Source organism: Dongia deserti (genome assembly GCF_003574735.1).
In the GTDB taxonomy this organism is placed as follows: domain Bacteria; phylum Pseudomonadota; class Alphaproteobacteria; order Dongiales; family Dongiaceae; genus Dongia_A; species Dongia_A deserti.
On sequence record NZ_QORW01000006.1, the window covers coordinates 110,150 to 135,487 of the forward strand.

28 protein-coding genes and 1 riboswitch are annotated in these 25,338 nt (G+C 63.5%); of the genes, 6 read left to right on the plus strand and 22 right to left on the minus strand.

The features are described from left to right. Nucleotides 1–74 precede the first annotated feature (74 nt). The 12 genes from DTX69_RS10885 to tsaB all read right to left on the minus strand — a co-directional run bounded on the left by DTX69_RS10885 (nt 75) and on the right by tsaB (nt 10,467). The gene (locus DTX69_RS10885) at nt 75–539 is read right to left on the minus strand and encodes a helix-turn-helix domain-containing protein (protein ID WP_119301566.1); all 465 of its coding nucleotides are present in this window, start codon (nt 537–539) and stop codon (nt 75–77) included. Between the two features lie 158 nt (nt 540–697). Then, nucleotides 698–2,314 (minus strand): apolipoprotein N-acyltransferase, encoded by a 1,617-nt coding sequence (gene lnt, locus DTX69_RS10890; protein ID WP_119301567.1) that lies wholly within the window; start codon nt 2,312–2,314, stop codon nt 698–700. Next, the gene (locus tag DTX69_RS10895) at nt 2,314–3,195 is read right to left on the minus strand and encodes a hemolysin family protein (protein ID WP_119301568.1); all 882 of its coding nucleotides are present in this window, start codon (nt 3,193–3,195) and stop codon (nt 2,314–2,316) included. Before DTX69_RS10895 ends, lnt begins: the two co-directional genes overlap by 1 nt. Beyond that, on the minus strand, nt 3,192–3,719 hold the full coding sequence (gene ybeY / locus DTX69_RS10900) for an rRNA maturation RNase YbeY (RefSeq protein WP_119301569.1): 528 nt from the start codon (nt 3,717–3,719) through the stop codon (nt 3,192–3,194). Before ybeY ends, DTX69_RS10895 begins: the two co-directional genes overlap by 4 nt. 23 nt (nt 3,720–3,742) lie before the next feature. Then, nucleotides 3,743–4,822 carry a PhoH family protein gene (locus DTX69_RS10905; protein ID WP_284735694.1) on the minus strand — a complete coding sequence of 360 codons (1,080 nt, stop codon included), beginning with the start codon at nt 4,820–4,822 and terminating at the stop codon, nt 3,743–3,745. Next, on the minus strand, nt 4,819–6,240 hold the full coding sequence (miaB, locus tag DTX69_RS10910; RefSeq protein ID WP_119301571.1) for a tRNA (N6-isopentenyl adenosine(37)-C2)-methylthiotransferase MiaB: 1,422 nt from the start codon (nt 6,238–6,240) through the stop codon (nt 4,819–4,821). Before miaB ends, DTX69_RS10905 begins: the two co-directional genes overlap by 4 nt. Before the next feature lie 134 nt (nt 6,241–6,374). After that, a complete protein-coding gene (locus tag DTX69_RS10915; protein ID WP_119301572.1) occupies nt 6,375–7,268 on the minus strand; it encodes a lysophospholipid acyltransferase family protein in 894 nt (297 codons plus the stop codon). Between the two features lie 7 nt (nt 7,269–7,275). After that, nucleotides 7,276–8,112 (minus strand): GNAT family N-acetyltransferase, encoded by an 837-nt coding sequence (locus DTX69_RS10920; protein ID WP_119301573.1) that lies wholly within the window; start codon nt 8,110–8,112, stop codon nt 7,276–7,278. Beyond that, nucleotides 8,109–8,495 (minus strand): Fur family transcriptional regulator, encoded by a 387-nt coding sequence (locus DTX69_RS10925; protein WP_119301574.1) that lies wholly within the window; start codon nt 8,493–8,495, stop codon nt 8,109–8,111. The genes DTX69_RS10920 and DTX69_RS10925 overlap by 4 nt, the downstream gene beginning before the upstream one ends. Before the next feature lie 216 nt (nt 8,496–8,711). Further along, nucleotides 8,712–9,122 (minus strand): MucR family transcriptional regulator, encoded by a 411-nt coding sequence (locus tag DTX69_RS10930; RefSeq protein WP_119301575.1) that lies wholly within the window; start codon nt 9,120–9,122, stop codon nt 8,712–8,714. Nucleotides 9,123–9,268: 146 nt separating this feature from the next. Continuing rightward, nucleotides 9,269–9,787 (minus strand): GNAT family N-acetyltransferase, encoded by a 519-nt coding sequence (locus tag DTX69_RS10935; protein WP_119301576.1) that lies wholly within the window; start codon nt 9,785–9,787, stop codon nt 9,269–9,271. Continuing rightward, the gene (gene tsaB, locus DTX69_RS10940; protein ID WP_119301577.1) at nt 9,784–10,467 is read right to left on the minus strand and encodes a tRNA (adenosine(37)-N6)-threonylcarbamoyltransferase complex dimerization subunit type 1 TsaB; all 684 of its coding nucleotides are present in this window, start codon (nt 10,465–10,467) and stop codon (nt 9,784–9,786) included. Before tsaB ends, DTX69_RS10935 begins: the two co-directional genes overlap by 4 nt. A 135-nt stretch (nt 10,468–10,602) precedes the next feature. On the opposite strand from tsaB, the gene ddpX reads away from it, so the two are divergent. Further along, the gene (gene ddpX, locus DTX69_RS10945; RefSeq protein WP_119301578.1) at nt 10,603–11,160 is read left to right on the plus strand and encodes a D-alanyl-D-alanine dipeptidase; all 558 of its coding nucleotides are present in this window, start codon (nt 10,603–10,605) and stop codon (nt 11,158–11,160) included. Here ddpX and DTX69_RS10950 read toward each other — a convergent pair. Further along, on the minus strand, nt 11,157–12,629 hold the full coding sequence (locus DTX69_RS10950; protein ID WP_119301579.1) for a sensor histidine kinase: 1,473 nt from the start codon (nt 12,627–12,629) through the stop codon (nt 11,157–11,159). The genes ddpX and DTX69_RS10950 overlap by 4 nt on opposite strands. Before the next feature lie 217 nt (nt 12,630–12,846). Continuing rightward, nucleotides 12,847–13,392, minus strand: a complete 546-nt coding sequence (locus tag DTX69_RS10955; RefSeq protein WP_119301580.1) for a NifU family protein — start codon at nt 13,390–13,392, stop codon at nt 12,847–12,849. 105 nt (nt 13,393–13,497) lie between these two features. Between DTX69_RS10955 and DTX69_RS10960 the strand changes: the two genes are divergently transcribed. Further along, complete coding sequence (locus DTX69_RS10960; RefSeq protein WP_119301581.1) at nt 13,498–14,745, plus strand: adenylate/guanylate cyclase domain-containing protein; 1,248 nt, start codon at nt 13,498–13,500, stop codon at nt 14,743–14,745. Nucleotides 14,746–15,035: 290 nt separating this feature from the next. Further along, nucleotides 15,036–15,659, plus strand: a complete 624-nt coding sequence (locus DTX69_RS10965; RefSeq protein WP_162917079.1) for a hypothetical protein — start codon at nt 15,036–15,038, stop codon at nt 15,657–15,659. Nucleotides 15,660–15,737: 78 nt separating this feature from the next. Here DTX69_RS10965 and DTX69_RS10970 read toward each other — a convergent pair whose 3' ends face one another. Next, nucleotides 15,738–15,959 carry a hypothetical protein gene (locus DTX69_RS10970; protein ID WP_284735695.1) on the minus strand — a complete coding sequence of 74 codons (222 nt, stop codon included), beginning with the start codon at nt 15,957–15,959 and terminating at the stop codon, nt 15,738–15,740. A gap of 180 nt (nt 15,960–16,139) precedes the next feature. Beyond that, nucleotides 16,140–16,201: riboswitch (Fluoride riboswitch) on the plus strand. A gap of 92 nt (nt 16,202–16,293) precedes the next feature. Between DTX69_RS10970 and crcB the strand changes: the two genes are divergently transcribed. Both crcB and DTX69_RS10980 read left to right on the plus strand, forming a co-directional pair. After that, on the plus strand, nt 16,294–16,686 hold the full coding sequence (gene crcB / locus DTX69_RS10975; RefSeq protein ID WP_119301583.1) for a fluoride efflux transporter CrcB: 393 nt from the start codon (nt 16,294–16,296) through the stop codon (nt 16,684–16,686). 9 nt (nt 16,687–16,695) lie between these two features. Further along, nucleotides 16,696–17,040, plus strand: coding sequence for a DUF190 domain-containing protein (locus DTX69_RS10980; protein WP_119301584.1), 345 nt, complete (start codon nt 16,696–16,698; stop codon nt 17,038–17,040). A 6-nt stretch (nt 17,041–17,046) separates the two neighbouring features. Here the strand turns inward: DTX69_RS10980 and DTX69_RS10985 are convergent, their stop codons facing one another. Continuing rightward, complete coding sequence (locus DTX69_RS10985) at nt 17,047–18,030, minus strand: NADPH:quinone reductase (protein WP_119301585.1); 984 nt, start codon at nt 18,028–18,030, stop codon at nt 17,047–17,049. A 170-nt stretch (nt 18,031–18,200) separates the two neighbouring features. Further along, nucleotides 18,201–19,679 carry a catalase gene (locus DTX69_RS10990; RefSeq protein ID WP_119301586.1) on the minus strand — a complete coding sequence of 493 codons (1,479 nt, stop codon included), beginning with the start codon at nt 19,677–19,679 and terminating at the stop codon, nt 18,201–18,203. Nucleotides 19,680–19,872: 193 nt separating this feature from the next. Between DTX69_RS10990 and DTX69_RS10995 the strand changes: the two genes are divergently transcribed. Beyond that, a complete protein-coding gene (locus DTX69_RS10995; protein ID WP_119301587.1) occupies nt 19,873–20,064 on the plus strand; it encodes a hypothetical protein in 192 nt (63 codons plus the stop codon). Nucleotides 20,065–20,127: 63 nt separating this feature from the next. Here DTX69_RS10995 and DTX69_RS11000 read toward each other — a convergent pair whose 3' ends face one another. The 5 genes from DTX69_RS11000 to DTX69_RS11020 all read right to left on the minus strand — a co-directional run bounded on the left by DTX69_RS11000 (nt 20,128) and on the right by DTX69_RS11020 (nt 25,199). Continuing rightward, complete coding sequence (locus DTX69_RS11000; RefSeq protein ID WP_119301588.1) at nt 20,128–20,889, minus strand: SDR family NAD(P)-dependent oxidoreductase; 762 nt, start codon at nt 20,887–20,889, stop codon at nt 20,128–20,130. Between the two features lie 10 nt (nt 20,890–20,899). After that, nucleotides 20,900–21,721 (minus strand): ABC transporter permease, encoded by an 822-nt coding sequence (locus DTX69_RS11005; protein ID WP_284735696.1) that lies wholly within the window; start codon nt 21,719–21,721, stop codon nt 20,900–20,902. Between the two features lie 7 nt (nt 21,722–21,728). Next, nucleotides 21,729–22,628: an ABC transporter permease gene (locus DTX69_RS11010; protein WP_119301589.1), complete on the minus strand. Its 900-nt coding sequence runs from the start codon at nt 22,626–22,628 to the stop codon at nt 21,729–21,731. Nucleotides 22,629–22,818: 190 nt separating this feature from the next. After that, nucleotides 22,819–23,961, minus strand: a complete 1,143-nt coding sequence (locus DTX69_RS11015; protein ID WP_119301590.1) for an ABC transporter substrate-binding protein — start codon at nt 23,959–23,961, stop codon at nt 22,819–22,821. A gap of 80 nt (nt 23,962–24,041) precedes the next feature. Continuing rightward, nucleotides 24,042–25,199 carry an ABC transporter ATP-binding protein gene (locus DTX69_RS11020; protein WP_119301772.1) on the minus strand — a complete coding sequence of 386 codons (1,158 nt, stop codon included), beginning with the start codon at nt 25,197–25,199 and terminating at the stop codon, nt 24,042–24,044. Nucleotides 25,200–25,338: the final 139 nt, after the last annotated feature.

A 25,338-nucleotide genomic window follows, 5' to 3' on the forward strand; every position in this document is an offset into this window, starting at 1 on the left:
TGGCGGGATATTGGTTGAGCAAGACCGGCCGGTCAAGCGCCGGTTGAGCAAGAATTACTCGCCGGCGGTGTTAATTAGTCCTCGTCGTCGCGATAAGACTTTGCGATCGATTTGGTCAGCTCGAAGATGCGCTTGCGAACCGCCGGATCGCCGATCTTGTAGTAGGCGCGCACCAGTTCCAGCGTCTCGCGCTTGGCCATCGGATCCGGCTCATAATCGGGTGCGGGCGGATGGGCCAAGCCCATCAGCTTCGACGGCGTCTTGTCCTGCACACCGGGCGCCATGTCCTCGAAGAAATAGGAGACCGGAACGTCCAGGACACGCGCCAAATCGTACAGGCGGCTGGAGCCCACGCGATTCGCGCCACGCTCGTATTTCTGCACCTGCTGAAAGGTGAGGCCGATCGCTTCGGCAAGCCGCTCCTGGCTCATCCCCAACAGCGTCCGACGCAGCCGGATGCGGCTGCCGACATGAACGTCAATGGGATTGGGGAAGCCTTTGCTGGCCATGCGGCCGGACGATTTGCGTGGTCGCGCCATTTTCCTGGATTCTCTTGGTTCATTTCTAAGGGATTGCATCGCTTATATTCTCGCTTTTTCCAGACTTAACAACCCACCACAAGTATAGGAGGTCGGTTGCATCGGATGGTCGCGCTCGGGTGGCGGTCACGCAACAGGTTCTCGAACGGGCGGGTCTGTCAGACCCTGTGCCGATTTGCGCGCATGGTCAAGCCGACCCCCGCCGCCAGCGCCACGAAGATGAGCACGACCGAGAGCAATAGTCCGATGCGCGCAAAGACTGTGGGGGCAAGCGGTGCTGGCAGCAACACATCAAGTGCCCCCTCGGTTCCCAAGGAAAGCGCAGCGGTGACACGACCGAACGGGTCGATCATGCCGGTGATGCCGGTGTTGGCGGCACGTGCCAGCGGCAGACCTTCCTCCACCGCGCGGAAGCGCGCGCTCGCGAAGTGCTGATATGGTCCCGGCGAACGGCCGAACCATCCGTCATTGGTCACGTTCAGCAGCCAAGCCGGCCGATCGGCAGGATCGAGAACCGCGCCGGGAAATATGACCTCGTAGCAGATAAGGGGACTGAAGGGCGGCAAGCCAGGCGCGCGCACAGTCACCGGTCCGGGCCCAGCAGAGAAATCGCCGGCACCAGCCGTCAGTTTGGTGATGAAAGGGCCGAGGATGTCGCGCATCGGCACATACTCGCCGAGCGGAACCAGATGGAACTTGTCGGCCGTGGCGACGATCTCAGCCTGCGGATCGATGACCGCGAGCGAATTCCAATAGAGGTCCGGCTCGCCCTGCGGCGGATCGCCGCGCAGAGTGCCGGTGATAAGCACGCCGTCCGGCGGCGCGGCCGCGGCGACATAGCGGCGCCAATCCTCGCTGCGATCCAGGAAGAGGGTGGCCGCCGTCTCCGGCCAGATGACGGCTTGCACCTTTTCGATCCCCGGCGTCATCACGCTGAGCCGAAGATGCTGCGCGATGTCCCGATCGCGATGCGCGCCGGTCAGCTTCTCCCACTGATCGATGTTGCCCTGGACTAGGCGCAGCGTGACCGGCTTGTAGTCCGCGGGGGTTGCCCAGGTCATGCCCAGCCGAAATGACCCGTAGCCATAAAGCGCAGCCAGTAGGACTGCACTGGCGACCGCGGCGCGGATAGTGACACTGCGGCTGCCGCGTCCCATCAGCGACAGAAGGCCGGCCAGCAGAACCGTGAAGAAGCTCAGGCCCCACGCCCCCCACAATGCGGCCGACTGCATCATCGGCGCGTCGAAGCTCCAGACGTAGGCGGCGAGATTCCAGGGAAAGCCCGTGAGGAGATGTCCGCGCAGCCACTCGGCGATAGTCCAGGCCGCCGCCAGCAGCAGCACGCGTGCGAGCGCCGGCGCGTTGCGATGCCACGAAGCCGCGACCGCAAGCGCCGGATATACGGCCATATAGGCGGCCAGGCCGGCGATCACCGGCGGCACCATCCAGCCGAAGCGCACCGGGTCGATCAGGAAGGAATTGGCGATCCAGAAGAACCCGGCGAGGCAATGACCGAAGCCCCACCACCAGCCGGCCGCAAATGCCGACCGGCGACTATCGGTGATTTCCGCCGTCCAGATCAGCGCAACCAGACCGACGGCGAAGAGCGGCAGAGCGTTAACCGGCGCAAAGGCAAGCGCGGCGATCGCGCCGAAGATCATCAGGATCAGCCGCTGCGCCCATTGCCCGCGACGCTGGTACCACGCCTGGTAGCGGCCGGCGAAGCCCGAAGCGGCGGCGCCCTGCGGGGTGTCTCTCAACGCGATGGCCGGCATTACGCGCGCTCGGCCGCTTCGACCGGCTTGACGTTGCGGACGCGCAGGCGCTTGATCCGGCGCGGATCGGCGTCGATCACTTCAAAGGCGATGCCCGAAGAATGCGTCACCAATTCGCCGCGCGAGGGCACCCGGTCGGTGAGCGACATGACCAGTCCGCCCAGCGTATCGATATCGTGCTCTCGCTCCTCCTCCGTCAGCACCGGGCCCACGCGCTCCTCGAACTCTTCGATGGTCGTGCGTGCATCGGCGAGCCAGGTACCGTCCGGGCGCTGCACCAGGCTGGGCCCGCGCACCACATCGTGCTCGTCTTCGATTTCGCCGATCACCTCTTCGACCAGGTCCTCGATGGTGACGAGGCCATCGATGCCGCCGAACTCGTCGACTACCAGCGCGATATGGGCGCGCGACAGGCGCATCTGCAGCAGGAGATCGAGCACGCGGATGGACGGCGCCACGAACATCGGCGCGCGCATGATCTTGGCAAGCTGGAAACTCTCCGGATCGAAGATGTAGGGCAATACATCCTTGATGTGGACGATGCCGACGATCTCGTCGAGATTGTTGCGATAGATCGGCACGCGCGAATGTCCATGTTCGCGCACCACCTGTATGAGGCCGCGGAAATCGATGTCTTCCGGCGCAGCGCGGATATCGACCCGCGGCGTCATCACGTCATGGGCGGTCTTCTCGCCCAGCTTCAGGATGTTCAGCAGCAGCGAGGACTCGCCGATTGCCTGCTGGTCGGCGTCCGTCTCGCTCTCTTCGATGAATTCCTCGATCGCTTCGCGCAACGCGGCTTCGCTGTCGCGGCGCCTCAGGAATCGGAAGAGGCTGCGCAATCCCTTCTTTTGTCTTTCTTCGGCAGAGAGTTCGCTCATCGGCGCAGCTCATACGGATTGGCAATGCCCATGCCGGCCAGCGCGGCAACTTCCAGCGCTTCCATTGTCTCGGCCGCTTTATCTTCCTCGTGATCGTAGCCAAGCAGATGCAGCACGCCATGCACCGCCAGGTGCGACAGGTGATGCGCGATGGTCTTGCGCTGCGCCTTGGCTTCCTGGACGATCACGCCGGAGGCCAGAATCACGTCACCCAGCAGCCAAGGCATGCCGGCCTTCGGACCCATGGCGCCAAGCTTGGCGGCATCGAGCGCTGCGAAGGAGAGCACGTTGGTCGGCTTGTCCTTGCCGCGATAGGCGCGGTTCAAGGAGCGCATCCGCTTGTCGTCGGTCAGCACGAAGGAGATTTCGTGTCCGACGCGCGAGCCCTTCCACCCGTCGGCTTTCGCCTCGGCCAGCGCGTCGCGCGCGGCCCGGCGCAACAGACGCGCCACCTCCGGCACCAGTTTGGTCCAGCTGGCATCTTCGATGGAGATCGCGATGGAGAGACGAGGTCGGTCCGCCATGTGAGAGCGCGTTCGAACGGCGGTCAGCCGTCCGCCTCCTTGCTGTCTTCCTCCTTGCCGGACGACGCAGTGCTGGCAGCGGGCCGCCGCGATTTCTTGCGGTCGCGCGTATCGTAGGCACTCACGATCCTCGCAACGAGGTGATGGCGTACCACGTCTCTGTCCGAGAACCGGACAGTCCCGATGCCATCAACATGCTCGACCGCCTCGAGCGCGTCCTTGAGGCCCGACTTCTGGCCCGGCGGCAGGTCGATCTGGGTCAGATCGCCGGTCACTGCCATGCGCGAATTCTCGCCCAGGCGCGTCAGAAACATCTTCATCTGCATGGGCGAGGTGTTCTGCGCCTCATCCAGGATGACGTACGAGTTCGCCAGGGTGCGGCCGCGCATGAAGGCGAGCGGCGCCACCTCGATCTCGCCAGTCGTCAGGCGCTTCATCACCTGGTCACCCGGCATCATATCGTGCAACGCGTCATAGAGCGGGCGCAGATAGGGGTCGACCTTTTCCCTGAGGTCGCCAGGCAGGAAGCCGAGACGTTCGCCCGCCTCGACCGCTGGCCGCGACAGGACGATCCGATCTACCGTGCCCTTCGCCAGCATGGCGACGGCCACTGCGACCGCCAGATAGGTCTTGCCCGTGCCGGCTGGGCCGATGCCGAAGACCAGTTCCTGATCATGCAGCATGCGGATGTAGCGCGCCTGCGCGGGCGAGCGCGGCGTGATCAGCCGCTTCTGGGTCTTGATCGCGGTGCCATCCTTGAGCGCGCCTGTGCCGAACAGGTTCAGTTCCGCGCCGTCATCGGTGCGCCCCTCATCCTCCTGCCGCGACAGGCGGATGGCGGCGTCGACGTCGTGCTTGTCCACCTCCTGGCCGCGCTTCAGGCGTTGATAGAGGCTGGTCAGGATCTGCCGCGCGACCGTGACGCTGTCCTCGGCGCCGGAGATGATGAGCTGATTGCCGCGGGAGACCATGGAGACGCCTAGCTCCCGCTCCAGTCGCGCCAGATGCTGGTCGTGCTCCCCGAACAGCAATGGCAATAGCCGGTTATCGTCGAATTGCAGATGGACCGGCGGGGCGACGTGACCGAGGGGATGAAAGCTCAAGCAACGGCCTCTTGCAGGGTCTCGCGGTTGGAACGGTTTGGTTTGTGTTCGGATGGGACGCGGCTGCCGGACAGGCTGAAATGGCCGATATCCTCGATCCTCAAATCGACAACAGTGCCGATTTCGGATTGATCCGCGGGCGCGTGCACGGCCTGCAGATAGGGAGAGCGGCCGACCAGTTGGCCTTCGTGCCGCCCTGGCTTTTCGAGCAAGACCGGCAGGACGCGGCCGACCATGGCGCGGTTGAAGGCAACCTGCTGCGCGTTCAACACGGCCTGCAGGCGCTGTAGCCGCTCGTCCTTCACGTCCTCCGGAACCTGGTTCTCCATGGCCGCGCCCGGCGTGCCGGGGCGGATGCTGTATTTGAACGAGAAGGCCTGGGCAAAACCGATCTCTTCCACCAGCTTCAAGGTCGCTGCGAAATCAGCCTCGCTCTCGCCGGGGAAGCCGACGATGAAATCGGACGATAGGGCAAGGTCCGGCCGCGCCGCGCGCAGGCGCTCGATGATCTCGTAATAGCGGCGCGCCTCGTGCTGACGGTTCATTGCTTCCAGCACGCGGTCGGATCCGGACTGCACCGGCAGATGGAGGAATGGCATCAGCTGCGGCACCCCGGCGTGGGCCGCGATCAAATCGTCATCCATGTCGCGCGGATGGGACGTCGTGTAACGGATGCGCAGCAAGCCGTCGACCGCATCGGCCAAGTGCCGCACAAGGCGACCCAAGTCCCATTCGCCGCCGTTCGGCGCTTCGCCGTGATAGGCGTTGACGTTCTGGCCCAGCAGTGTGATTTCGCGGGCACCCGCGGCGACCAGGGCGCGCGCTTCGTCGACGATTTGGGTGACCGGCCGGGAGAATTCCGCGCCGCGCGTATAGGGCACCACGCAGAAGGTGCAGAACTTATCGCACCCTTCCTGGATCGCGAGGAACGCGGAGACAGCCTGATCAGGTGCCGGTGCCGGCAAATGATCGAACTTCGATTCCGGCGGAAAGTCGGTGTCGAGCACGCCGGCGCCGCGCCGCTTCTTGCCGTCCTTCAGGCTGCGGGCGCGGGTCGCGCGCGCCACCATCTCCGGCAGGCGGTGATAGGTCTGCGGGCCGAGCACGATGTCGACCTCTGGGGCTCGCCGCAAAATCTCCGCACCTTCCGCCTGCGCGACGCAGCCGGCGACCGCGATGATCATGTCGGCGCCCGCTTCGCGCCGTTCGGCGCGTGTCCGGCGCAAACGGCCAAGCTCGGAGAACACTTTCTCGGAAGCCTTTTCGCGGATGTGGCAGGTGTTGAGGATGACCATGTCGGCATCAGCCGGCGTTTCAGCCGTGCCATAGCCAAGGGGCGCCAGGACGTCCGCCATGCGGGCGGAATCATAGACATTCATCTGGCAGCCGTAGGTCTTGATATAAAGCTTCTTCGCCAATGCCGTTTACGACCGGCCGTCAGGTCCGGCCTTGCTCGCTCCATGTGGGTGATTGCCCGTTGCCACTCTAACATGGCGCGGGGCGTCTCCTGTACTCGATTTGCTGAGTTCCGCCAAGTTGGCTTAAGTAACTGTCATAGTTGAGATTCCTTGAGGTCAGGCGGCGCAGCAAGCAGTCGCCCGCCGAGTGCCCGGTCGACCCCGCCGGCCACCGCCTCCTGGCAATGGCGGGTGAGTTCCTTGCGTGACGGGAAGTCGCCGAGGCGCGCCTCGTCATGGAACTGCACCACCACCTCGACCCGGCCCAGCCGGGTGAATCGCCAGAGATGCCCACCCAGCTCCATCCCGCCGTACCAGGCCACCAGCGGGCGCAGGCCCCAGCCCAGCGCCACGCCATTGACGCTGGTATAGGCGATCGAGACCGGCTGGATCACCAATGGTCGCGCGGCCGGCGCCGCTTCCGCCACGCTCAGCAACGCGCTGCGGAACGGCAGGATGCGATTGCCGTCGTTGGACGTGCCTTCGGGGAACAGCACCAGCGCATCGCCCGCCACCAGCCGCGCGTGAATCGAATCGCGCTGCTTTCTCGTCGTGTTGCGCCGGCGATCGACGAACACCGTGCGCTGCAATTTGGCGAGCAAGCCATAACCCGGCCATTGCGCGACTTCCGTCTTCGCCACGAAGGAGACGGGGACCACCGAACCCAGCGCCGGGATGTCGAGATAGGAGACGTGGTTGCTAACGAACAGGACCGGGCGCTCCTTGGTCGGGCTGCCGACCACCCGCACCCTCAGTCCCATGATGCGGCAGCACAGCTTGTGATAGGCGTAGGGCACCACCCACCAGAATCGCCGCGCAACCAGTAAGATCAGGATCTGCACTGGCGTCAGCACCAAAGTGACGAGCCCATAAAGGCTGAGCCGGAAAAAACCGAGATAACTCGACCCAAACGGCGTCACGCCGGATGGCGCCAGCGGCGGATCATCGGTGATTTCCTGGGAAATGCTGCGCGGTTCGGCGAGGGACATGGCGCGATCAGGCGGTCGGACTGGACTCGTCCGTCTTGCCAGCGGCCTGGTCGTGGTAGTGCTTGGTGTATTTGTCGGCGATCAAATCATGCACGACGATCACGCTCACATCGACCGTGCCGAATTGCGGATCGATGACGGCGCCGTCGCCGACAAACCCGCCCAAGCGCAGGTAGCCCTTGATCAGCGGCGGCAATGCCATGAAGGCGCGCTTCTCGTTGATCTCCTCGATCGACATCATGTTCATCGAGACATAGCGCTCGGGCAGCGCGCGCGGCCGATATTCGGCCGGCGCCAGATGCCGATGATAGAGATAGGAGAGCGCCACCTTGTGCTCCGCAGGATCTGTTCCGGGAAACGACGCGCAGCCGAACAGCACACCGATCTTGTAATGCAGGATGTAGTCGGCGATGCCCTTCCACATCAGCTGCATCGCCGCCTTGGTGCGATAAGCCGGATCGACGCAGGAGCGACCCAGCTCCAGGATCCCCCCGCGATAATTCACCAGCGGCGAGATATCGAATTCATCGATCGAATAGAACTGGCCGCGGCGGCTCGCTTGCTCGCGCCGCATCAGGCGATAGGTCGCAATGATGCCGGCTGCGCCTTCACCCTTGTCCCGGTCGATGATGATGAGGTGATCGCAATAGGGATCGAAACTGTCGAAATCGCGGCGCAGCGCCGACATTTCGGATGTCGGCTTGGCGCTGAGCTCTTCATAGAAGACGCGATAGCGCAGGGCCTGGGCCGCCTCGATCTCAGCCGTGCTCTCTGCGACACGGAGTTCCAGGCTCGCCAAGTGGATATGGACGGGCCGCTCCTGCTCCGCTGCGGGAGCGTTCATTTCTTCTTGGCCCCGCTGCGGCCCGATGCCGGAACGGCATAGAGCTCCAGCCGGTGGCCGACCAGCTTATAGCCCAACTGCTCTGCCACCCGGTGCTGCAGCTTTTCGATTTCCTCATTGCTGAACTCGATCACCTGCCCCGACTGGATGTCGATCAGGTGATCGTGATGGCTCTCCGGCGTTTCCTCATACCGCGCGCGACCATCGCCGAAATCGTGGCGCTCCAGGATGCTGGCTTCCTCGAACAGGCGTACGGTGCGGTAGACGGTGGCGAGCGAAATGCCGGGATCGATCTTGGATGCGCGACGATACAGCTGTTCGACATCCGGATGGTCGTCGGCATCCGAGAGCACGCGCGCGATGACGCGACGCTGCTCTGTCATCTTCAGGCCCTTGTCCTGACACAGTTTCTCAAGTCGCGATACAACACTCACGATGATGCCCCGCTGTCATGAGCCTGGCGGCCCCTATCCGCGCGCGGTTGCTCCCGCTCGCTCATTCCATTGTCAGTCATTTTGCCCACAGAATACAGCCGGCGCAAACCTTTTGGCCGGCGTCAGATCATCCCCGAGTCGCGTTCGCCGAGTCGCAAGTGCTTCTTAGCGCTTCCGGCCGCCGGTGCCGAGGCCGATCTGGCGCGCGAGGGTGCTGCGCTTCTTGGCGTAGTTTGGCGCGACCATCGGGTAGTCCGCAGGAAGACCCCACTTCTCGCGATATTGCTCCGGCGTCAGGCCATAGGCCGTGCGCAGGTGGCGCTTCAGCATTTTCAGCTTCTTGCCGTCCTCCAAACACACGATGTAGTCGGCCGTCACCGACTTCTTCACAGAGACGGCCGGCTCCTGCCGCTCGGCACTCTTAGCCGGCGTTTGGCCCAGGTTGGTCAGCGCGCCGTATACTTCGTGAATAAGCTTCGGAATGTCCCCAACTGGCACAGTGTTATTGGACAAATGAGCCGCAACAATATCGGTAACCATGGACAGCACGCCATTTTTCTTGGCTTCATCGACCATATCGTCACTCCGTTCCGTACCGGAACTTGTTAATACTTAGGGCCGCACGCGCGCGCCGACAACAATTGTATATTTCATGCGACCCCATGGGCTGGCAATACTTACCAACAGAATGATGTATTGAAGTCGGAAAAGGTTCCGCAATTCTATTTATGCGGAACCCCCTGTCGGTCGATGTCGCGTACCGACAGGTCGCAGCGCAAGGTGATGGCATCCTCGCGCCCGCCGCCACGCCGTTCGTAATAGGCGCGCCGCCGCCCGATCGGAGAAAAGCCAAACCGACCATAGAGCGCACCGGCCGCCTCGTTGCCGGCGGCATGTTCCAGAAACATGCTTGCGATTCCCGCCGCGCGTGCGTGATCGAACAAGATGCGCATCAGGTGCGCGGCGTGACCACGGCGCCGTTCTTGCGGCACAATTCCGGTCAGCAGGATCTCGCCTTCATCCAGCGTAAAGCGCGCCAGCATGAATCCGATCGGCGTCTCGCCGCTGATCATCAGCCAGCCTTGCACACCCGGCATCGCCAGGATCTCCGCGAAGCTCTGCACGGACCAGGGCTGGTCCCATGGCGCCTTGAAAATGGCGGCGTGCAATTCGGCAAGCACGCCCAGATCAAAGGCCGTGACCGGGAGGACGCGCACGGCATCTGACGACTCGTGCATCATGGCTTGCGCGGCCTGGGTTGCGAAATGTCGGGCGGCCGCAAATAGATCGGCTCCGCCGACTGAAGCAGATCGGGCCGGGTGGCCGCTAGCTCCGCAACCGCGATCGCATCTGCACTGGCGCTGAGACCGCCCAGCGCAGCGAACTGCGTCAGTTCCGCATCCGCGATGAGTGCAATGTCACCAGCCTTGCACCGCGTCTCGATCTCGGCGGCTGTCAACAACGCGGCGGGCGACAAAGGCTGCAGGTCGGGGCCAAGCTCCACCGCGAACAATTCGCTGCGCCGGCTGTCCAGCACCACCAGATTGCATACCGCGAGCTTGCCGCCGGAGCGCGCGGCAGTGGCGGCCAGCGCCTGGAAGCTGCCGATCCCGACAATTGGACATCCGATGGCGAGCGCCATGGCCCGCGCAGTCGAGAGGCCGACGCGGATGCCGGTAAAGCCTCCCGGTCCGCAGGAGACGGCGATCGCCTTCAGGGACTTGAGGTCGATGCCGGTGGCCTGGGCGAGCCGCCGGATCATCGGCGCCAGCGCAGTGGCGTGGCCGTGCGAGGTCGCCATGATCTCGTGCGCCGGCGGCCGCTCTGCACTCAGGCGTATCGCGACCGAGCAGGCGGAGCCGGCAGTCTCGATCGCCAGCAACGGCGCCGAGAGAAGGGGTGGTGTCGAAGCGGCGCTCATTGAATGGCAGCCATGTGACGGACGGGCTTTGCTCCTCGGCGCAGGTTTGCTAGGGATGCCTTCGCATCAATCGCGTGTGTAGCCTTCGTCTGCCGACGTGACAAGCGTGCGTCATTCCATCGACCTCCGGATCGCATGAGCCTCATCGATATCAGCCCGCCTGAATTCGACCTTGTCGTCGAACTTGCCTATGCCACTCCCAACAATATTGCGGGCAGGCCGTTCTACCGCGCCGATGCCAAGCCCTACCTGCATCCCAAGGCTGTGGAATGCCTGCAGGTCGCGATCGCGCTGGCTCACCCGCTCGGCTATCGGCTGAAGGTCTTTGATGCCTACCGCCCGCTCGAAGGGCAGTGGGCGCTGTGGAACGCGAGCCCCGACCCGGAATTCATCGCTGATCCCAGGAAAGGCGGACCGCACAATCGTGGCGTTGCGCTCGATCTGACGCTGATCGATGCAAGCGGGCGGGAGCTCGATATGGGTACAGGCTTCGACGTCATCACGCCGTTATCACACCACGGCCGCACCGACGTGTCGCTGGAGGCACAGCGGAACCGGTTGCTCCTCCTCGGGCTGATGACGGCCGCCGGCTTCGAATTCTATACGAACGAGTGGTGGCACTATCAGCTGTTCAATGCCCGCGACTACCCCGTCGTCGCACAGGCGGGGCTGCCGCATCCGATGATGGACTAGCTCGCCTTTGCGTGTGCCGGCACGTGCTGCAGCGCCGGCGCCAGCTGCATTGTCGGCGAAGGGACATGCTCGTCGGCGGGCAAGATCACCCTGACCACGGTGCCGACGCCCTTCTCGCTGCTGATTTCCATGCCCCCGCCGATCAGGCCGACCAGACGCTGAGTCAGCGGCAGGCCGAGTCCGGTGCCCTCGTGCATGCGAGAGAAGGGCGATTCGATCTGGCCAAAAGGACTCATCGCGATCCTGATCTCACCTTCGTCCATGCCGATGCCGGTGTCGCGAACGGAGAACACGATGCCGTCGCCCACGCGGCCGACCTGGAGCATGACTTGCCCGCCATCCGGCGTGAACTTGACGGCATTCGACAGCAGGTTCAGCAGAATCTGCCGCAGCTTCACGGGATCCGTGACCATGGAATCGAGGCCCTGATCGATGTCATGGATCAGGGTGATGCTGCGCTTGCTGGCCGTGTCCTGCATCATCCCGCACACCAACAGGATGGTCTCGGGCAACGCCACGGTGGATTTTTCCACGGTCACCTTGCCGGCGTCGATCTTGCTGAGATCGAGAATGTTCCCGATGATGTCGGTCAAATGCGAGGCGGCCACCCAGATATGGCGGACATATTCCGCATAGGGCCGCGGCGTGACGGGCCCGAGCAGGCCGTGCTTCATAACCTCGGAAAAGCCGACGATGGCGTTGAGCGGCGTGCGCAGCTCATGACTCATGTTGGCGAGGAACTCGCTCTTGGCCGTGCTCGCCGCGTCGGCCCTTGCGGCCGCGTCGGCGAGGCGCAACTTGGCTTCGTGGTGGCGCTTGGCGATCGCCTCGCTGCGCACGACCATCGTAAGCAGGCATGCATAGAGAAACAGCAGGACGCTGGCCAGGAACACGCCAAGGCGGGCTTCGGCATCCCGGAATTGCGCAAGCAACCCTGTAATGTCGTCATAGATCTCGAAGACCGCGACGACCTTCCGCGGATTGTCCGCGTCGTAGATGGGGATGTAGCTCTCGACGATGTGGCGGTCGCTGGTCACGCGGCCGAAGGTGTTTATCTTGTCCTCGAATTCGACTTCGCTCTTGACCTCGCCCTTGATGGCGGCTGCGAAGCCTTCGCCATCCTCTTTCTCCGGCGTGTCGGTGGGGTCGGTCGAGTAGACCATGAGCCCGTTCGACCGATAGAGCTTTACCTTGGCAACAGATGTGTGACGCACGAGCGAGGCGATCTCCCGTGTCAGGCTTGTACGCCATTCGTCCGAGTCCTGCCGCGCCAGGACGTCGGATTCGAACTCCGGCCAGACGACATTGGAGAGCACGCGCGCCAGCGCCACGTTGTTGCGCTCGGCCGCGCGCTCGATGCTGGCCATGAACCACACGTGATTCATGGTCGCGATCAGCAATCCGGCGCCGACCAGCAGCGGACCGCTGAGCACGGCAAATCTCTTCGACAGCGGCCAGGTGCGAAACATGTCGCTTTGCTTCCGAGCCGGGCAATGCCCGCATAGGGGACGCGAAGCTCGCAGCCTGGGGCAAATTGGTTAATCGCCGGTAAACCCTGCCGGAAGCTTCCTTAACCCACGATTGTCGTCGTGGGCAGCGTTCCATGGGCGCGGGTGGCCGTGGGCCTGCAAAAACAAAGGGGCGGGATGGGCCCGCCCCTTCAAATCAATTGATCGCGCCCTTATGTCAGACCGGTCGTACCTCGATCACTTCCGGAACGTAATGGCGCAGCATGTTCTCGATTCCCATCTTCAAGGTCGCGGTGGAAGAGGGACATCCGGAGCATGAGCCCTGCATGTGCAGATACACGACGCCATCCTCGAAGGCATGGAAGATGATGTCGCCGCCATCCTGGGCAACCGCAGGGCGAACGCGGGTTTCCAATAGTTCTTTGATCTGTGCGACGATCTCATCGTCTTCGTCGTCGGCGGCCGCTGCGCTATCGTCGGATAGAATGACCGGCCGATTCGAGGAGAAGTGCTCCATGATGAGCCCGAGGATCTGCGGTTTCAGGACCGGCCAGTCCTTCTCGTCGGTCTTCGTGACCGTAATGAAATCGCTGCCGAGGAAAATGCGCGCGACGCCATCGATGCGAAACAGGCTTTCGGCCAGTGGTGAGCGCGCAGCCTTTTCGGCGCCGTCGAAATCCGCCGTGCCGCGCTCCATCACCACGCGTCCGGGAAGGAATTTCAGCGTGGCTGGATTGGGGGTTTCTTCGGTCTGGATGAACATGACGGTCTCCGGGAAAATGGCAGCATCCGGACAGCGGATGTCAGGTCTTGACCGGAACATGGTGGAAGGCTTGACCTGCTTCAACCCCAAACTCATCATGGGCTTATGAATCAGCCATTTGGCACCGGTCCCGCACTCGGCCTGCCGCCTGCAGTAGACGGGGAGTTGCGGCTGGAGAATGCGGCAATCGACCGCGCCTTCCGATGGCTGCTGCGCGACGGACGCGTTCAGCCGACGGGGCACGAGCTGCTGCGCGGCCTGGGCGTGGAGCTGACGGCGGCCGGCTTTCCCCTGATGCGCGCCTTGCTCGCCAAGCCGACCCTGCATCCGCAGATCGCCTCGATCGCCTATCGCTGGTCGCGCGCCGCGCCGCAGGTCGAGGCCTTTACACGCGAGCATGACATCTGGCAGAGCGATCAGTACCTGCGCAGCCCGATGGCGTTGATCTATGCGGGCGAACCGATGATCCGCCGGCGCCTGTTCGGTCCTGGCCTTCGGCTCGACTTTCCGATCCTCGAGGACCTGCTGACGGAGGGCGGCACCGACTATGCGATCTTCGGCCTCCGGCGTGCCGACGGACGGCCGCTCGCTGCGCTCTCGATTGCAACCGATGCGCCGGGCGGCTTCACCGACGAGCAATTCAACGGTTTCCAGTCGCTGCTACCGTTGCTGTCGCTCATCGTCGAAGCGATCGAGACGCGGCTGATGGCACGCTCGCTGCTGGAAATCTATCTCGGCGCCGATGCCGGACGGCGCGTGATGGGCGGCCTTATCCGGCGCGGCGACAGCGTCACCATCGCCGCAGCGATCTGGCAGTGCGACCTGCGCGACTTCACCGCCATGAGCAACCAGCTGCCGCGTGACGAGGTGCTGGCCATTCTCAACGATTATTTCGATGCAGTGACACGCCCGGTGCTGGCGCACGGCGGAGAGATCCTGAAATTCATCGGCGATGCCGTGCTCGCGATCTTCCCGATGAAGGACGATCTAGACCGCGACAGCAAATGCATCACCGCGCTGGAGGCGGCCGAGGAAGCGCTGGAGGCCATGCGCGACGTCAACGAATTGCGCGCCAGCGCGGGCAAGGCGCCGATCAGCATCGGCATAGGGCTTCATGCCGGCTCGGTCAGTTACGGCAATATCGGCTCGCAGACCCGCCTCGACTTCACGGTGATCGGCCCGGCGGTGAACTTAGCGGCGCGCATCACCGGCCTCTGCCGTCCGCTCAACCAGCCGCTGCTCGCCTCGAAGATGTTTGCGTCACCCTGTGGCAGCAAGCTGGTGCCTCTCGGCCACTATCCCATGCACGGCTTCGACAGCCCACAGGAAGTCTACGGGCTGCCGGAGGCGTAGACGCACCCCATCAGTCCATCGCGCTTTCCGCCCTCGCACCACCGCGAGACTTCATTGTCGCTTTCGGAATTGCGCGCAGTAACTTATGATCGTGGCGGCTCCTTTTCTGCAATTTGGGGTTACCTCTTGATCAGCGTTCCTCGGTTAGAGGCCGCTTTTCGAAATGGCTTTGGCGCATTTAGGGCTGCCCGCCTGAGCAGCGAACGTGGCGCCGATCTCAGTCAGTGGGGACTGTTGAGCAACGCCATGGCCGCCATCGCAAGCGATGCGACAGACAGAAGACGCCGGCTGTGGCGGATGAAGTTACCTGCGGTGTCGGCCGCCTGGACTGCGGTAGGGCGACTTGGATACTGGTCGTCCGTCAGCATATTCCGGAAGCTGAACGGACCCTGTACGATGTCGTGTTTTTCTTCATCTGTGTTTGTAGCAATCAAATGTTGGAATTGGCAGCCAGGTGGCGGTTGGACTTTCGCATTGCACAAGCACGCCAAGCGATTGCTCGGCCGGTGAAGCAACCGTTCGACGCCAGCACAGAGCAATTCAGTCCAGAGCACGTGCTCACCGTCGATGGGGTCATGGTTGCGGCGATTGATGCGGAGAAGCGGCTCATTCGCGTCATCGCACCGGTATTCCTTGGATTTGATGTCGTCTTTCGCGTCGATGCTCGCGTTCGCCGGGTCCGCCTTACCAAGCCAAAGATCATTGATTTGCCGGCCGTAGCCGGGATGCCGCGCGCGACTTCAGACGTGCAATGCGCGAGCGCGCTGACGATTCACGTCGATCAAGCAGCCGAGCCCGCCTTGTTCTTCATTGCGGATGAGGACCTGCCTGCCGCAATGGAATGGACCGCTGTGCTTCAGCGGTGGATGCAGGAGGACATTGGGTGGGAAAGCAATGTGAAACCCAAGGCTTGAGCGCCTTGATGATTGATTCCGGCCAAGGATATCGCCGTTGGGTTTCGCCTGCCCGGAAACAAGATGATCGCCTACTCCTCACATCAATCCCAACAGCGTCTCCCTTTGCCGCCAGGTCATGACGGCGCCGCTCAAGGCCATGAAGCCGACGACAACGGCGCGGAAATTGTGCTCGCTCATGCGGCTGATGAGGCGCTTGGCGAGCCAATTGGACATGAGTGCACCGACGCCGGCGGAGATACCGAACAGGAGCAGCCGCTGGTTCAGCGCGCCGAATGCCGTGTACGTGCCGATCTTCACCAGATGCATCGGGAAGGAGATGGCGTCGCTGGATCATTCATGCGTCATGGCCTTGTAGCGGGCTGTGCCAAAGCCGCCGATTCGGTTGCGGAAAGTTTCTATAGGATGGCTCTGTTGCAGAAAACCTGCCACGCACTCAACAGATTGCCGTTGACGCCGCAAAGGCTGCCCGCCATCTTTCACGGCGATGGGGATGGGGTCCCCCGAGAACCGCCGCAGAGGCTGATGACTCCTGCCAGCGTGGATTGCCCACGCGGCGGGGGCATGTCCGCAACCCGCCGCCCGGTGGGTTTTTTCACGCGCTGTGAGATGCAACGACGGGAAAGGAGCAGGCATGTCTGCTGCGATCGCTGTGTGGGTGACGGTGGGGAGCGCGCTCGGTGGGTTGGCGCGCTATTGGTGCTCGGGCCTCATCGCGCGGCTGGTGGGCGAAACCTTCCCGTGGGGCACGCTCATCGTCAACGTCGTCGGCTCGTTCCTGATCGGTCTCATCGCGACCATCTCCGGGACCGACGGGCGTTTCCTCATCCCGGCCGAGGCGCGCCAGTTCATGATGGTCGGCATCCTGGGCGGCTTCACCACCTTCTCCTCCTTCAGCCTGCAGACCTTGACTCTCGCACGCGATGGACAATGGCTGCTGGTCGGCGCGAACATCGTGGGCTCGGTGGTGTTGTGCCTGGTGATGGTGTGGGCGGGGCACATGCTCGCGACCCTCATCAACCGATAGGAGGCGGCGATGCAAGTTCCCAAGGACGCCATGCTGCTGCGCATTTTCCTGGGGGAGAGCGACAAGGCGGGCAAACGGCCGCTCTATGAAGAGATCGTGCTGAAGGCGCGCGAGTTTCCGCTCGCTGGCGCCACCGTCCTGCGCGGGCCGATGGGCTTCGGCCATTCCAGCCGGCTGCATACGGCGAAGATCCTGCGCCTGTCGGAAGACCTGCCGATGGTGATCGAGATCGTGGATGCGGAAGACAAGATCCGCGCCTTCCTGGACTCGATCGAGCCGATCATGGGTGCGGGACTGGTGACGCTGGAGCGCGTGCAGGTCCTGCGCTACGGCACCGAAGCGCCGGCCGAATAGAACGCTTCAGTCGATCGTCACCACCACGTTGCCCATCGCTTTCCCGCTTTCCACCGCTTTGTGCGCGTCGGCGATCTGCTCGAGCGGATAGGTCTCCGCGATCGCGTGCACCAAGGCACCTTGCACCAGAGCCTGGTTGATGTCCTGGATCGATTGCCGGCGCGCTGCCTCGGGCAGGATGTAGACCAGCACCATGCGCAGCGTGATGCCCTGAAACATCATCGGATAGAAGGGCAGCTTCGGCTCCATGATTGCGGACGAGGCATAAGCGGCGATGATGCCGTTGGTCTTGAGGCAGGCGAGGGTGGTCTGCAGGTTGCCGCCGAACTCCACCTCGACGACGCGATCGACGCCCTGGCCCTTGGTGATATCCTTCACCGCCTGCGCGACATCTTCGCTTTTGTAGTTCACGACATAGTCGACGCCGGCTGCCTTGGCATGCGCGGCCTTTTCCGCGCTGCTCACCGTCGCGATCACTTTGGCGCCGCCCCAGCGCGCTAGTTGGATCGCATAATGACCGACTGCGCCGGCGCCGCCCGTCACCAGGATGGTCTGGCCTGCGACGGGCCCATCGGCGAACACGCAGCGATGCGCCGTCATGGCGGGAATGCCGAGGCACGCGCCCGCCTCGTACGGCGCGCCATCCGGCAGATGCGGCGCCTGGACGCTCGGCAGCGCGATGTATTCCGCCGCCGTGCCGAAGGGCCGCTGCCATTGTCCGTTCCACAGCCACACGCGTTCGCCGACCCGCGCCGGATCGACCCCTGCGCCGATCGCTTCGATCACGCCCGCACCATCGCTGTGCGGAATGACTCGCGGATAGCTCATCTTGGCACGCAAGCCAGCGCGCGACTTCACATCCGACGGATTGACGCCGGACGTCTTCACCCGCACCAGGACCTCGCCGGGGCCCGGTCTGGGCATCGGCAGCTCGGCTACCTTGAGCACTTCGTCAGCGGGTCCGTTACGGTCGTAGAAGGCGGCTTTCATGAGCTGTTCCTTCGCTTCGTGCTCTCGGCCTCGAATCTGTACGAGTGATCGGGCAAAAGAAAGGGCGCGGTGGTTGCTCGCCGCGCCCATATTGTCCCGAGGCGTCTCTGGAGGGGGAAGGGCCTCGGGCGCTGAGCGGCAGTGGACCCGAGAGAGCCGAGGCGCCGCCGCTATTCCGCCGCCGCGGTGCCGCGCTCACCTAAACCCAGGCGGGCCGCCACGCCTGCGCCATAGGCCGGGTCGGCCTTGGCGAAATGGCTGATCTGACGGCGCTGGATGAACTCCGGCACGCCCTGCATGGCGCCGGCGATCGCATCCATCAGGCGGCTGCGTGCCTCCGGCGTCAGCAGGCGAAAGAGGTTGCCGGCCTGGGTGTAGTCGTCGTTGCCGGCGCGGTGGTCATAGCGGTCCGCAGGCCCCTCGATCGGCAGCGGCGGCTCCTTGAAGCGGTGATCCTCCACCGGCCCGCCGAAGCTGTTGGGCTCGTAATTGACGCGGCCGTACTCGTTGCCGTCGAACCGCATCGCGCCGTCGCGGTGATAGCTGTGGACGGGGCATCGCGGCTTGTTCACCGGCAACGCTTCGTAATTAACGCCGAGGCGATGGCGGTGCGCGTCGGCATACGAGAAGACGCGGAACTGCAGCATCTTGTCCGGGCTGTGGCTGATACCCGGCACCACGTTGGCAGGCGAGAAGCTGGCCTGCTCCACCTCGGCGAAGTAGTTCTCCGGGTTGCGGTTCAGCTCCAGGATGCCGACCTCGACCAGAGGGAATTGCTTGTGCGGCCACACCTTGGTCAGGTCGAACGGATCGAAGGAGGCCTGCTTGGCCTGGTCCTCGCTCATCAGCTGGACCATCATGCGCCAGCGTGGATACTCGCCGCGCTCGATTGCCTCGTAGAGATCGCGCTGATGGCTCTCGCGGTCCGTGCCGATCACGCTCGCCGATTCCGCTTCCGAGATGGTGGCGATGCCCTGCAGGCTCTTGAAGTGGAATTTGACCCACACGCGCTGGTTCTGCGCATTGATGAAGCTGTAGGTGTGCGAGCCATAGCCATTCATCTGCCGGTAATTCTTCGGCAAGCCGCGGTCAGAGAACAGGATCGTCACCTGGTGCAGGCTCTCGGGCGACAGCGACCAGAAATCCCACATTGCCGTCGGATTGCGCAGGTTGGTGCGCGGGTCGCGCTTCTGGGTGTGGATGAAGTCCGGGAACTTGTAGGGATCCCGCACGAAGAAGACCGGCGTGTTGTTGCCGACCAGGTCCCAGTTCCCTTCCTCGGTATAGAACTTGAGCGCGAAGCCGCGCACGTCGCGCTCGGCATCGGCAGCACCTTTCTCGCCGGCGACGGTGGAGAAGCGCAGCAGCACCTCGGCCTTCTTGCCGATCTCGGCGAACAGCTTCGCCTTGGTGTGACGCGTGATGTCGTTGGTGATGGTCAGCGTGCCAAAGGCTGCCGAACCCTTGGCGTGCACCACGCGCTCCGGAATGCGCTCGCGGTTGAAGTGGGCGTGCTTCTCGAACAGCTGCCAGTCCTGGACCAGCAGCGGCCCGCGCGGGCCGGCGGTCAGGCTGTTCTGGTTGTCGCCGACGGGAATGCCGGCCGCCGTCGTCAAGGTCGGGCGCTTGGTTTTCAACTCACTGGCCATCGGGATGCTCCTCCACTGCAAATCGGCTCGTGGAGAATGTGGCGCCGAAACGCCCGATCGATCCAACGCATTGTTTTCATCAGTTCAATCGCGTTCCTCGATCATTAACGGGCGAGGACGCGCCTGGCCGAGGAACCTGCTATCATGCCTGCTGTTAGCGTCTCGTCCTTCCTCGACAAATGAGGGTGAAAACATGACGCGACTCACTGTCCTGGCATTCATCTGTGGAGCAAGCCTGCTGGCCGGCTGCTCGGTCTCGAGGGAAGGCGCTTCGCTGTCGGAATACAGTTTCATCGACAATAATTGCAGCGGCAACGGATCCTTCCGCAATGAGGCCTGGTGCGAGGGCGACTTCGGTCCCTCAGCGGGTCCCTACGCGAAGTAGTGCGCTTCCGATTGATCGCCAGACACTCGGCAAGAACCGAGAGCGTCGGGGCGCGTACTCGCCCTATGCGATGCACTCGCCGCCATCGACCACCAGAGCGTGCCCGGTCATGTAGCTGGATCGGTCGGAGGCGAGATAGAGGATGGATTCTGCGATCTCCGCCACGCTGGCCCAGCGGCCCATCGGGATCTTGTCCTTGACGTAAGCCTCGAGCGCAGCGCGCCCGCCCATCTGGCGCATGTAGGGCTCATTGAACGGTGTGTCGACCCAGCCGGGGCACAGCGCGTTGACCCGGATGTTGTCGGGCCCGTAGTCGAGCGCCATCTGCTTGGTCATGGCGATCACCGCCGTCTTGCTGGTGATGTAAGCCAGCATGCCCTTGTCGAAGAACACACCCGAGTTGGATGAGGTGTTGATGATGACGCCCTTGCCCTGGCGCTTCATGTGCGGCAGCACCGCCTTGGCCGCGACGAAATGGGCGCGCACGTTGATATCGTAGCTGCTGTCGAGGCCGCTGACCGGCACCTGCTCCAAGGTGCCTTCGATCTGGATGCCGGCGTGGTTGTGCAGGATATCGATGCGGCCGTGGGTCTTTGCCGTTTGCTCGACCAGGCGGTCGATATCGGCATCCTTGGTGACGTCAAGCTGCCACCCTTCGGCGCGGCCGCCGGCATCGCGGATGCGTTGCGCGGTTTCTTCCGCACGCGCGGCGACCAGGTCCGTGGCGATCACGATGGCGCCTTCGCGGCCCATGATCTCCGCCCCGCCGCGCCCGATGCCGGAACCGGCGGCAGTGACGACGGCGACGCGATCCTTGAGGATCATTCCTTCCTCCTTACGTTTTCCCCTGGACGCTCTTGCGCCGCAGCAGCAGTTGTGCGCCGAATAGCATGACCAGCGAGAACATCATGATGGCCGTGCCGATGGCATTGATCTCCGGCGTTACGCCGCGGCGGATCGACGAGAACACGTAGATCGGCAGCGTGTTGAGCGGCCCGGCGACGAAAAACGCGATCACGAAGTCGTCGAAGCTGAAGGTGAAGCAGAGCAGGAAGCCGGCCAGGATCGCAGGCGCCAGCTGCGGCAGCGTCACCTGCCGGAACGTCGCCCAAGGATCGGCATAGAGATCCATCGAGGCCTCGATCAGGCTGCGATCCATGCCGGCGATGCGCGCCCGGACGATCACGACGACCAACGCCATGGAGAACAAGGTGTGGGCAGCGATGATCGAGCCATAGCCCATGTGGAGCTGCGGCGGCGTGTCGGTCGGCCAGATCTCAGCCAGCACCGCGTTCGCCGCATCGAACGTCGTGACGAGGGCGATCAAGGTCGCGATGCCGATCACGATCCCCGGCACCATGATCGCGATGTAGGTGAGGCCGTCGAAGATCACGCGCACCGGGCCTTTGACCCGCTGCAAAGCCAATGCGGCCATCGTGCCCATGATGGTTGCCAGCGCGGCGGACGAGAAGGCGACGGTCAGACTGGTCCTCAGCGCATCCAGCATCAGCGAGTTGCCGGCGACCCTGGCGTACCAGCGCAGAGAGAAACCCTGGAAATCGGCGGCGCTCAGTCCCGAATTGAAGCTGAACAGAACGATCAGCGCGATCGGGCCATAGAGGAAGAGATAAACCAGGGCGGAGTAGGCGCGCAGCATGGCTGCCTCAGATCAGCGAGGCATCGCGACGGCCGCCGGTCGCGGCGGTCGCGCGCAAATAGAGGCTGACGGTCACCAGCATGATGATGACCAGTGCCATCGCCACGGCGGAGCCGTAGGGCCAGTTCAGGCTCTGCAGGAACAGGTCGACCAGCGCATTGCCGATGAAGAACACCTTGCCGCCGCCCAGCATCTGCGGGATCAGGTATTCGCCCATCAGCAAGATGAAGACCAGCATGCAGCCTGTGATGATGCCCGGCGCGGAAAGGGGCAGCGTGATCTGGCGGAAGGTCGCGAACGGCCCGGCGCCGAGATCCTCCGAGGCCTCCAGCAGCCTCTTGTCGAGTTTCTCCAGGCTGACATAGATCGGGAACACCATCAGCGGCAGATACGCATAGACGATGCCGCACATGACTGAGAACGGCGTGTTGATCAGGCGCACGTCGCCCATGCCCATCGCATCCAGCAAGGCAGGAATGCCGCGCCCCCCGAGAATGAAGATCCAGGCATAGGTGCGGATGAGGAAGCTGGTCCAGAACGGAACGATCACGAGGATCAGCAGCATCACGCGCCAGCGTGCGCTTGATTTGACCGCCAGGAAATAGGCCAGGGGATAACCGGCGAGCAGGCAGATCAACGTGCCGAGCGGGGCCAACGTCAGTGTGTTCTTGAACGCGGCCCAGCGCGCCGGAAGGTTCAGATAATTGTCGAGAGTGAAAGCCGCCTGGTAGCCTCCGGCCGGTGCCCGCACGCCCACGCTGTAGACGAGCACGACCGCCAGCGGCAGGATCAGCAGCACAAAGAACCAGACGGCGCTGGGCGCCAGCAGCAGGGCGGTGAGCCACCGCCCCGACTGCCTGCGTTCGGTGACCGCGGGTGTTGCGATGGTCTGTGCAGTGGCGGTCATATGCGGATCTCGCGCTTGAAACAGCACGCGATGAGTCTCCCTCCCCCAAGTTGGGGGAGGGTTGGGGTGGGGGTTGCTCTCTCAAGCGAAGATTGAGTCGAGTTGAACCAACGCCCCCACCTAACCTCCCCCGACTCGGGGGAGGAACCCATATTGTGCGTTCCCAAGCTCATACGCGGGTCGTTCCGACCTATGCCGACTTGAAGCGCGCCATGATCTCGGCGCGGGCGGGATTGGTCAGGGTCGCCGCCGCGCCGAATTCCAGCGGTGCCAGCAATTCGGCGGCCGGATAGAGGATCGGATCCTCGATGATCTCCTTCGGCAACAGGTCGATGACGCGCTTGTCCGCGACGGGATAGCCGTGGAACAGCACCTCGTCGGCATTGACCTTCGGCTCCAGCAGGAAGTCGATCAGCGCATAGGCCGCCGCGCGGTGCGGCGCGCCCTTTGGAACCGCATAGAAGTCGGCCCAGATCTCGCCCCCTTCCTTGCCCAGGATGTATTGGAAGGCCGGATCGGTCTTCTGCAGCTGCTTGCCGTCGCCCGTCCAGCACACCGACATATAGGCGTCGCCGTTGATCAGCGAGGGCTTGTAGTCGCTGTTGATGGCGAACAGGTTCGGCTTGCTGTCGAGCAGCAGCTTCTCCGCGTCGGCCAGCTCCTTCTCATCATTGGAGTTGAAGGAATAGCCGAAATACTTGAGCGCATTGCCGATGGTGGTGAGCTGGTAGTCATGCACCATCGTGCGGCCCTGGTACTTGGAGTTGGTGAGGTCCCAGAACTCCTTCCAGCTGGTCGGCTTGTCGGTCACCTTGGCGGAATTGATGACGTAGCCGGTGGTGCCCCAATCCTTGTGCACGGCATAAAGCTTGCCGCCGACTGTACCGGGCTCGGTGAAGCGCGGGTCCGTATAGGATTGCGGCGCGTAGTTCGGCAGCATCGCGGCATCGAGCGGCTCGAACATGTCCTCGGACACGTAGGTCTCGATCGTGTAGTTGGTCGGCACCAGCACGTCCCAGCCGGTCCCGCCCGCCTTCAGCTTCGCGAACATCTCCTCGTTCGAGCCGAACACGGTGATGTTGACCTTGACGCCGGTCTCCGCCGTGAACTTCTCGAAATTCTTCGGCTCGTGATAGTCGGGCCAGGTGGTGAGATTCACCTGGTCGCCCAGCTCGCCGGCAGCGTAGGCGCGCCGGCCGGTCATCAGGTGCGGCACGCTGGCGGCCAACACGGCCGTTGCCGTGCCAAGGCCGGTGACACCGAGAAAATGCCGCCGGCTGATCGAGCCCTTGTGATAGCGGCGCAGTTGTTCGATGAACTCCTTGCGATCCATGTTTGCCTCCTCCGCGCATACGACGTCTTGGTTGTTGCGGGCAGCGGGGCGCGTCGCCGGCCTCGTGTCCGGGGAATCGCTTAGGTAGCGCGCAGCGCCAGCGCCTGGTCGGCGCGCCAGCCGATCTCCGCCATATCGCCCGGCTGCAGGCTCATGGCGAGCGGGTCCGATTTCGGCAGCCGCACCATCAGCTCGCCCAGCTCCGGCACATGCACGCTGAATTCCGTGTGGTCGCCGAGATAGATGCGATTGCGCACCTGACCTTGGCGACGCAGATCGAGATCGGCAGACGCGCGGCCGACCGGCCACAGGCCGATCACTTCCGGCCGCACTGCGATCACGCCATCTTCCCCGACGGACAGATGCTCGCCCGCCGCGCTCCAGCGCGCTTTGAGCGCAAGGCCATTGGACAGCGTGATGCTCGCGCCATTTGTGTGCGTCGCTGTGACCTTGCCGGCGAGGAAGTTGGACTCGCCGACGAAATCGGCGACGTAGCGGTTGACCGGCGCATCGTAGAGAAGCTGAGGTGTGCCGAACTGCACGATCCTGCCATCGCGCATGATCGCGATGGTGTCGGACATGGACAAAGCCTCTTCCTGATCATGCGTTACCAGGATGAAGGTGATGCCGACATCGCGCTGCAAGTTCTGCAACTCGATCTGCATGTCGCGGCGCAGCTTGCGGTCGAGTGCCGCCAGCGGCTCATCCAGCAGCAGAACGGTCGGGCGGTTGACCAGCGCACGGGCGAGGGCCACGCGCTGCTGCTGCCCACCGGACAGCTCCCAAGTGCGCCGCGCGCCCATCTTGGGCAGGCGCACCAGCTCCAGGGTCTCCGCAACGCGCTTGTCGATCTCCGCGCGGTCCAGCTTCGGCCGGGCCTGGCGCAGGCCATAGCCGACGTTGTCCGCCACGTTCATGTGCGGAAAGAGCGCATAGTGCTGGAACACCATGTTGACCGGGCGGCGATAGGCCGGCACGCCGACCATGGAGCGGCCGCCGATCGCGACCTCGCCGGCATCCGGCTGCTCAAATCCCGCGATCAGGCGCAAGCTGGTGGTCTTGCCGCAGCCCGAGGGTCCGAGGAAGGAATGGAACGAACCGCGCGGAATCTCGAATGAGATATCGTCGACCGCGACCACCGGGCCGAAGCGCTTGGTCACGCTGCGAAATTCCACGTCCGCCGGTGCGCTGGCCGACCGCGCGGCGGCCGCTGCTTTCGGCTCAGTCCATGAGGTCACGCCCAAACCGACTCCCTGTCAGCCCCCAGGTCGATGAGGCCCATCGCCGGGTTATTCCTTATTGGGCATCAGGTTGCGGCAAGCGGGGGTCCTTGTATATACCTCCAGAGGGGTAGTCAGGCCGTTTACCCCTGATCGT

Bases quoted from the DNA above. Each gene is read 5' to 3' on its own strand.
- DTX69_RS10985 (WP_119301585.1), bottom strand. From the start codon at position 18,030: ATGAAAGCCGCCTTCTACGACCGTAACGGACCCGCTGACGAAGTGCTC.
- DTX69_RS11015 (WP_119301590.1), bottom strand. From the start codon at position 23,961: ATGGATCGCAAGGAGTTCATCGAACAACTGCGCCGCTATCACAAGGGC.
- DTX69_RS10930 (WP_119301575.1), bottom strand. From the start codon at position 9,122: ATGGTCGATGAAGCCAAGAAAAATGGCGTGCTGTCCATGGTTACCGAT.
- ddpX (WP_119301578.1), top strand. From the start codon at position 10,603: ATGAGCCTCATCGATATCAGCCCGCCTGAATTCGACCTTGTCGTCGAA.
- DTX69_RS10950 (WP_119301579.1), bottom strand. From the start codon at position 12,629: ATGTTTCGCACCTGGCCGCTGTCGAAGAGATTTGCCGTGCTCAGCGGT.
- crcB (WP_119301583.1), top strand. From the start codon at position 16,294: ATGTCTGCTGCGATCGCTGTGTGGGTGACGGTGGGGAGCGCGCTCGGT.
- DTX69_RS10980 (WP_119301584.1), top strand. From the start codon at position 16,696: ATGCAAGTTCCCAAGGACGCCATGCTGCTGCGCATTTTCCTGGGGGAG.
- DTX69_RS10925 (WP_119301574.1), bottom strand. From the start codon at position 8,495: ATGACAGAGCAGCGTCGCGTCATCGCGCGCGTGCTCTCGGATGCCGAC.
- DTX69_RS10915 (WP_119301572.1), bottom strand. From the start codon at position 7,268: ATGTCCCTCGCCGAACCGCGCAGCATTTCCCAGGAAATCACCGATGAT.
- DTX69_RS10895 (WP_119301568.1), bottom strand. From the start codon at position 3,195: ATGAGCGAACTCTCTGCCGAAGAAAGACAAAAGAAGGGATTGCGCAGC.
- ybeY (WP_119301569.1), bottom strand. From the start codon at position 3,719: ATGGCGGACCGACCTCGTCTCTCCATCGCGATCTCCATCGAAGATGCC.
- DTX69_RS10955 (WP_119301580.1), bottom strand. From the start codon at position 13,392: ATGTTCATCCAGACCGAAGAAACCCCCAATCCAGCCACGCTGAAATTC.
- DTX69_RS11000 (WP_119301588.1), bottom strand. From the start codon at position 20,889: ATGATCCTCAAGGATCGCGTCGCCGTCGTCACTGCCGCCGGTTCCGGC.
- DTX69_RS11010 (WP_119301589.1), bottom strand. From the start codon at position 22,628: ATGACCGCCACTGCACAGACCATCGCAACACCCGCGGTCACCGAACGC.
- DTX69_RS10990 (WP_119301586.1), bottom strand. From the start codon at position 19,679: ATGGCCAGTGAGTTGAAAACCAAGCGCCCGACCTTGACGACGGCGGCC.
- tsaB (WP_119301577.1), bottom strand. From the start codon at position 10,467: ATGAGCGCCGCTTCGACACCACCCCTTCTCTCGGCGCCGTTGCTGGCG.
- DTX69_RS10995 (WP_119301587.1), top strand. From the start codon at position 19,873: ATGACGCGACTCACTGTCCTGGCATTCATCTGTGGAGCAAGCCTGCTG.
- DTX69_RS11005 (WP_284735696.1), bottom strand. From the start codon at position 21,721: ATGCTGCGCGCCTACTCCGCCCTGGTTTATCTCTTCCTCTATGGCCCG.
- DTX69_RS10920 (WP_119301573.1), bottom strand. From the start codon at position 8,112: ATGAACGCTCCCGCAGCGGAGCAGGAGCGGCCCGTCCATATCCACTTG.
- DTX69_RS10960 (WP_119301581.1), top strand. From the start codon at position 13,498: ATGAATCAGCCATTTGGCACCGGTCCCGCACTCGGCCTGCCGCCTGCA.
- DTX69_RS10885 (WP_119301566.1), bottom strand. From the start codon at position 539: ATGGCGCGACCACGCAAATCGTCCGGCCGCATGGCCAGCAAAGGCTTC.
- lnt (WP_119301567.1), bottom strand. From the start codon at position 2,314: ATGCCGGCCATCGCGTTGAGAGACACCCCGCAGGGCGCCGCCGCTTCG.
- DTX69_RS10935 (WP_119301576.1), bottom strand. From the start codon at position 9,787: ATGATGCACGAGTCGTCAGATGCCGTGCGCGTCCTCCCGGTCACGGCC.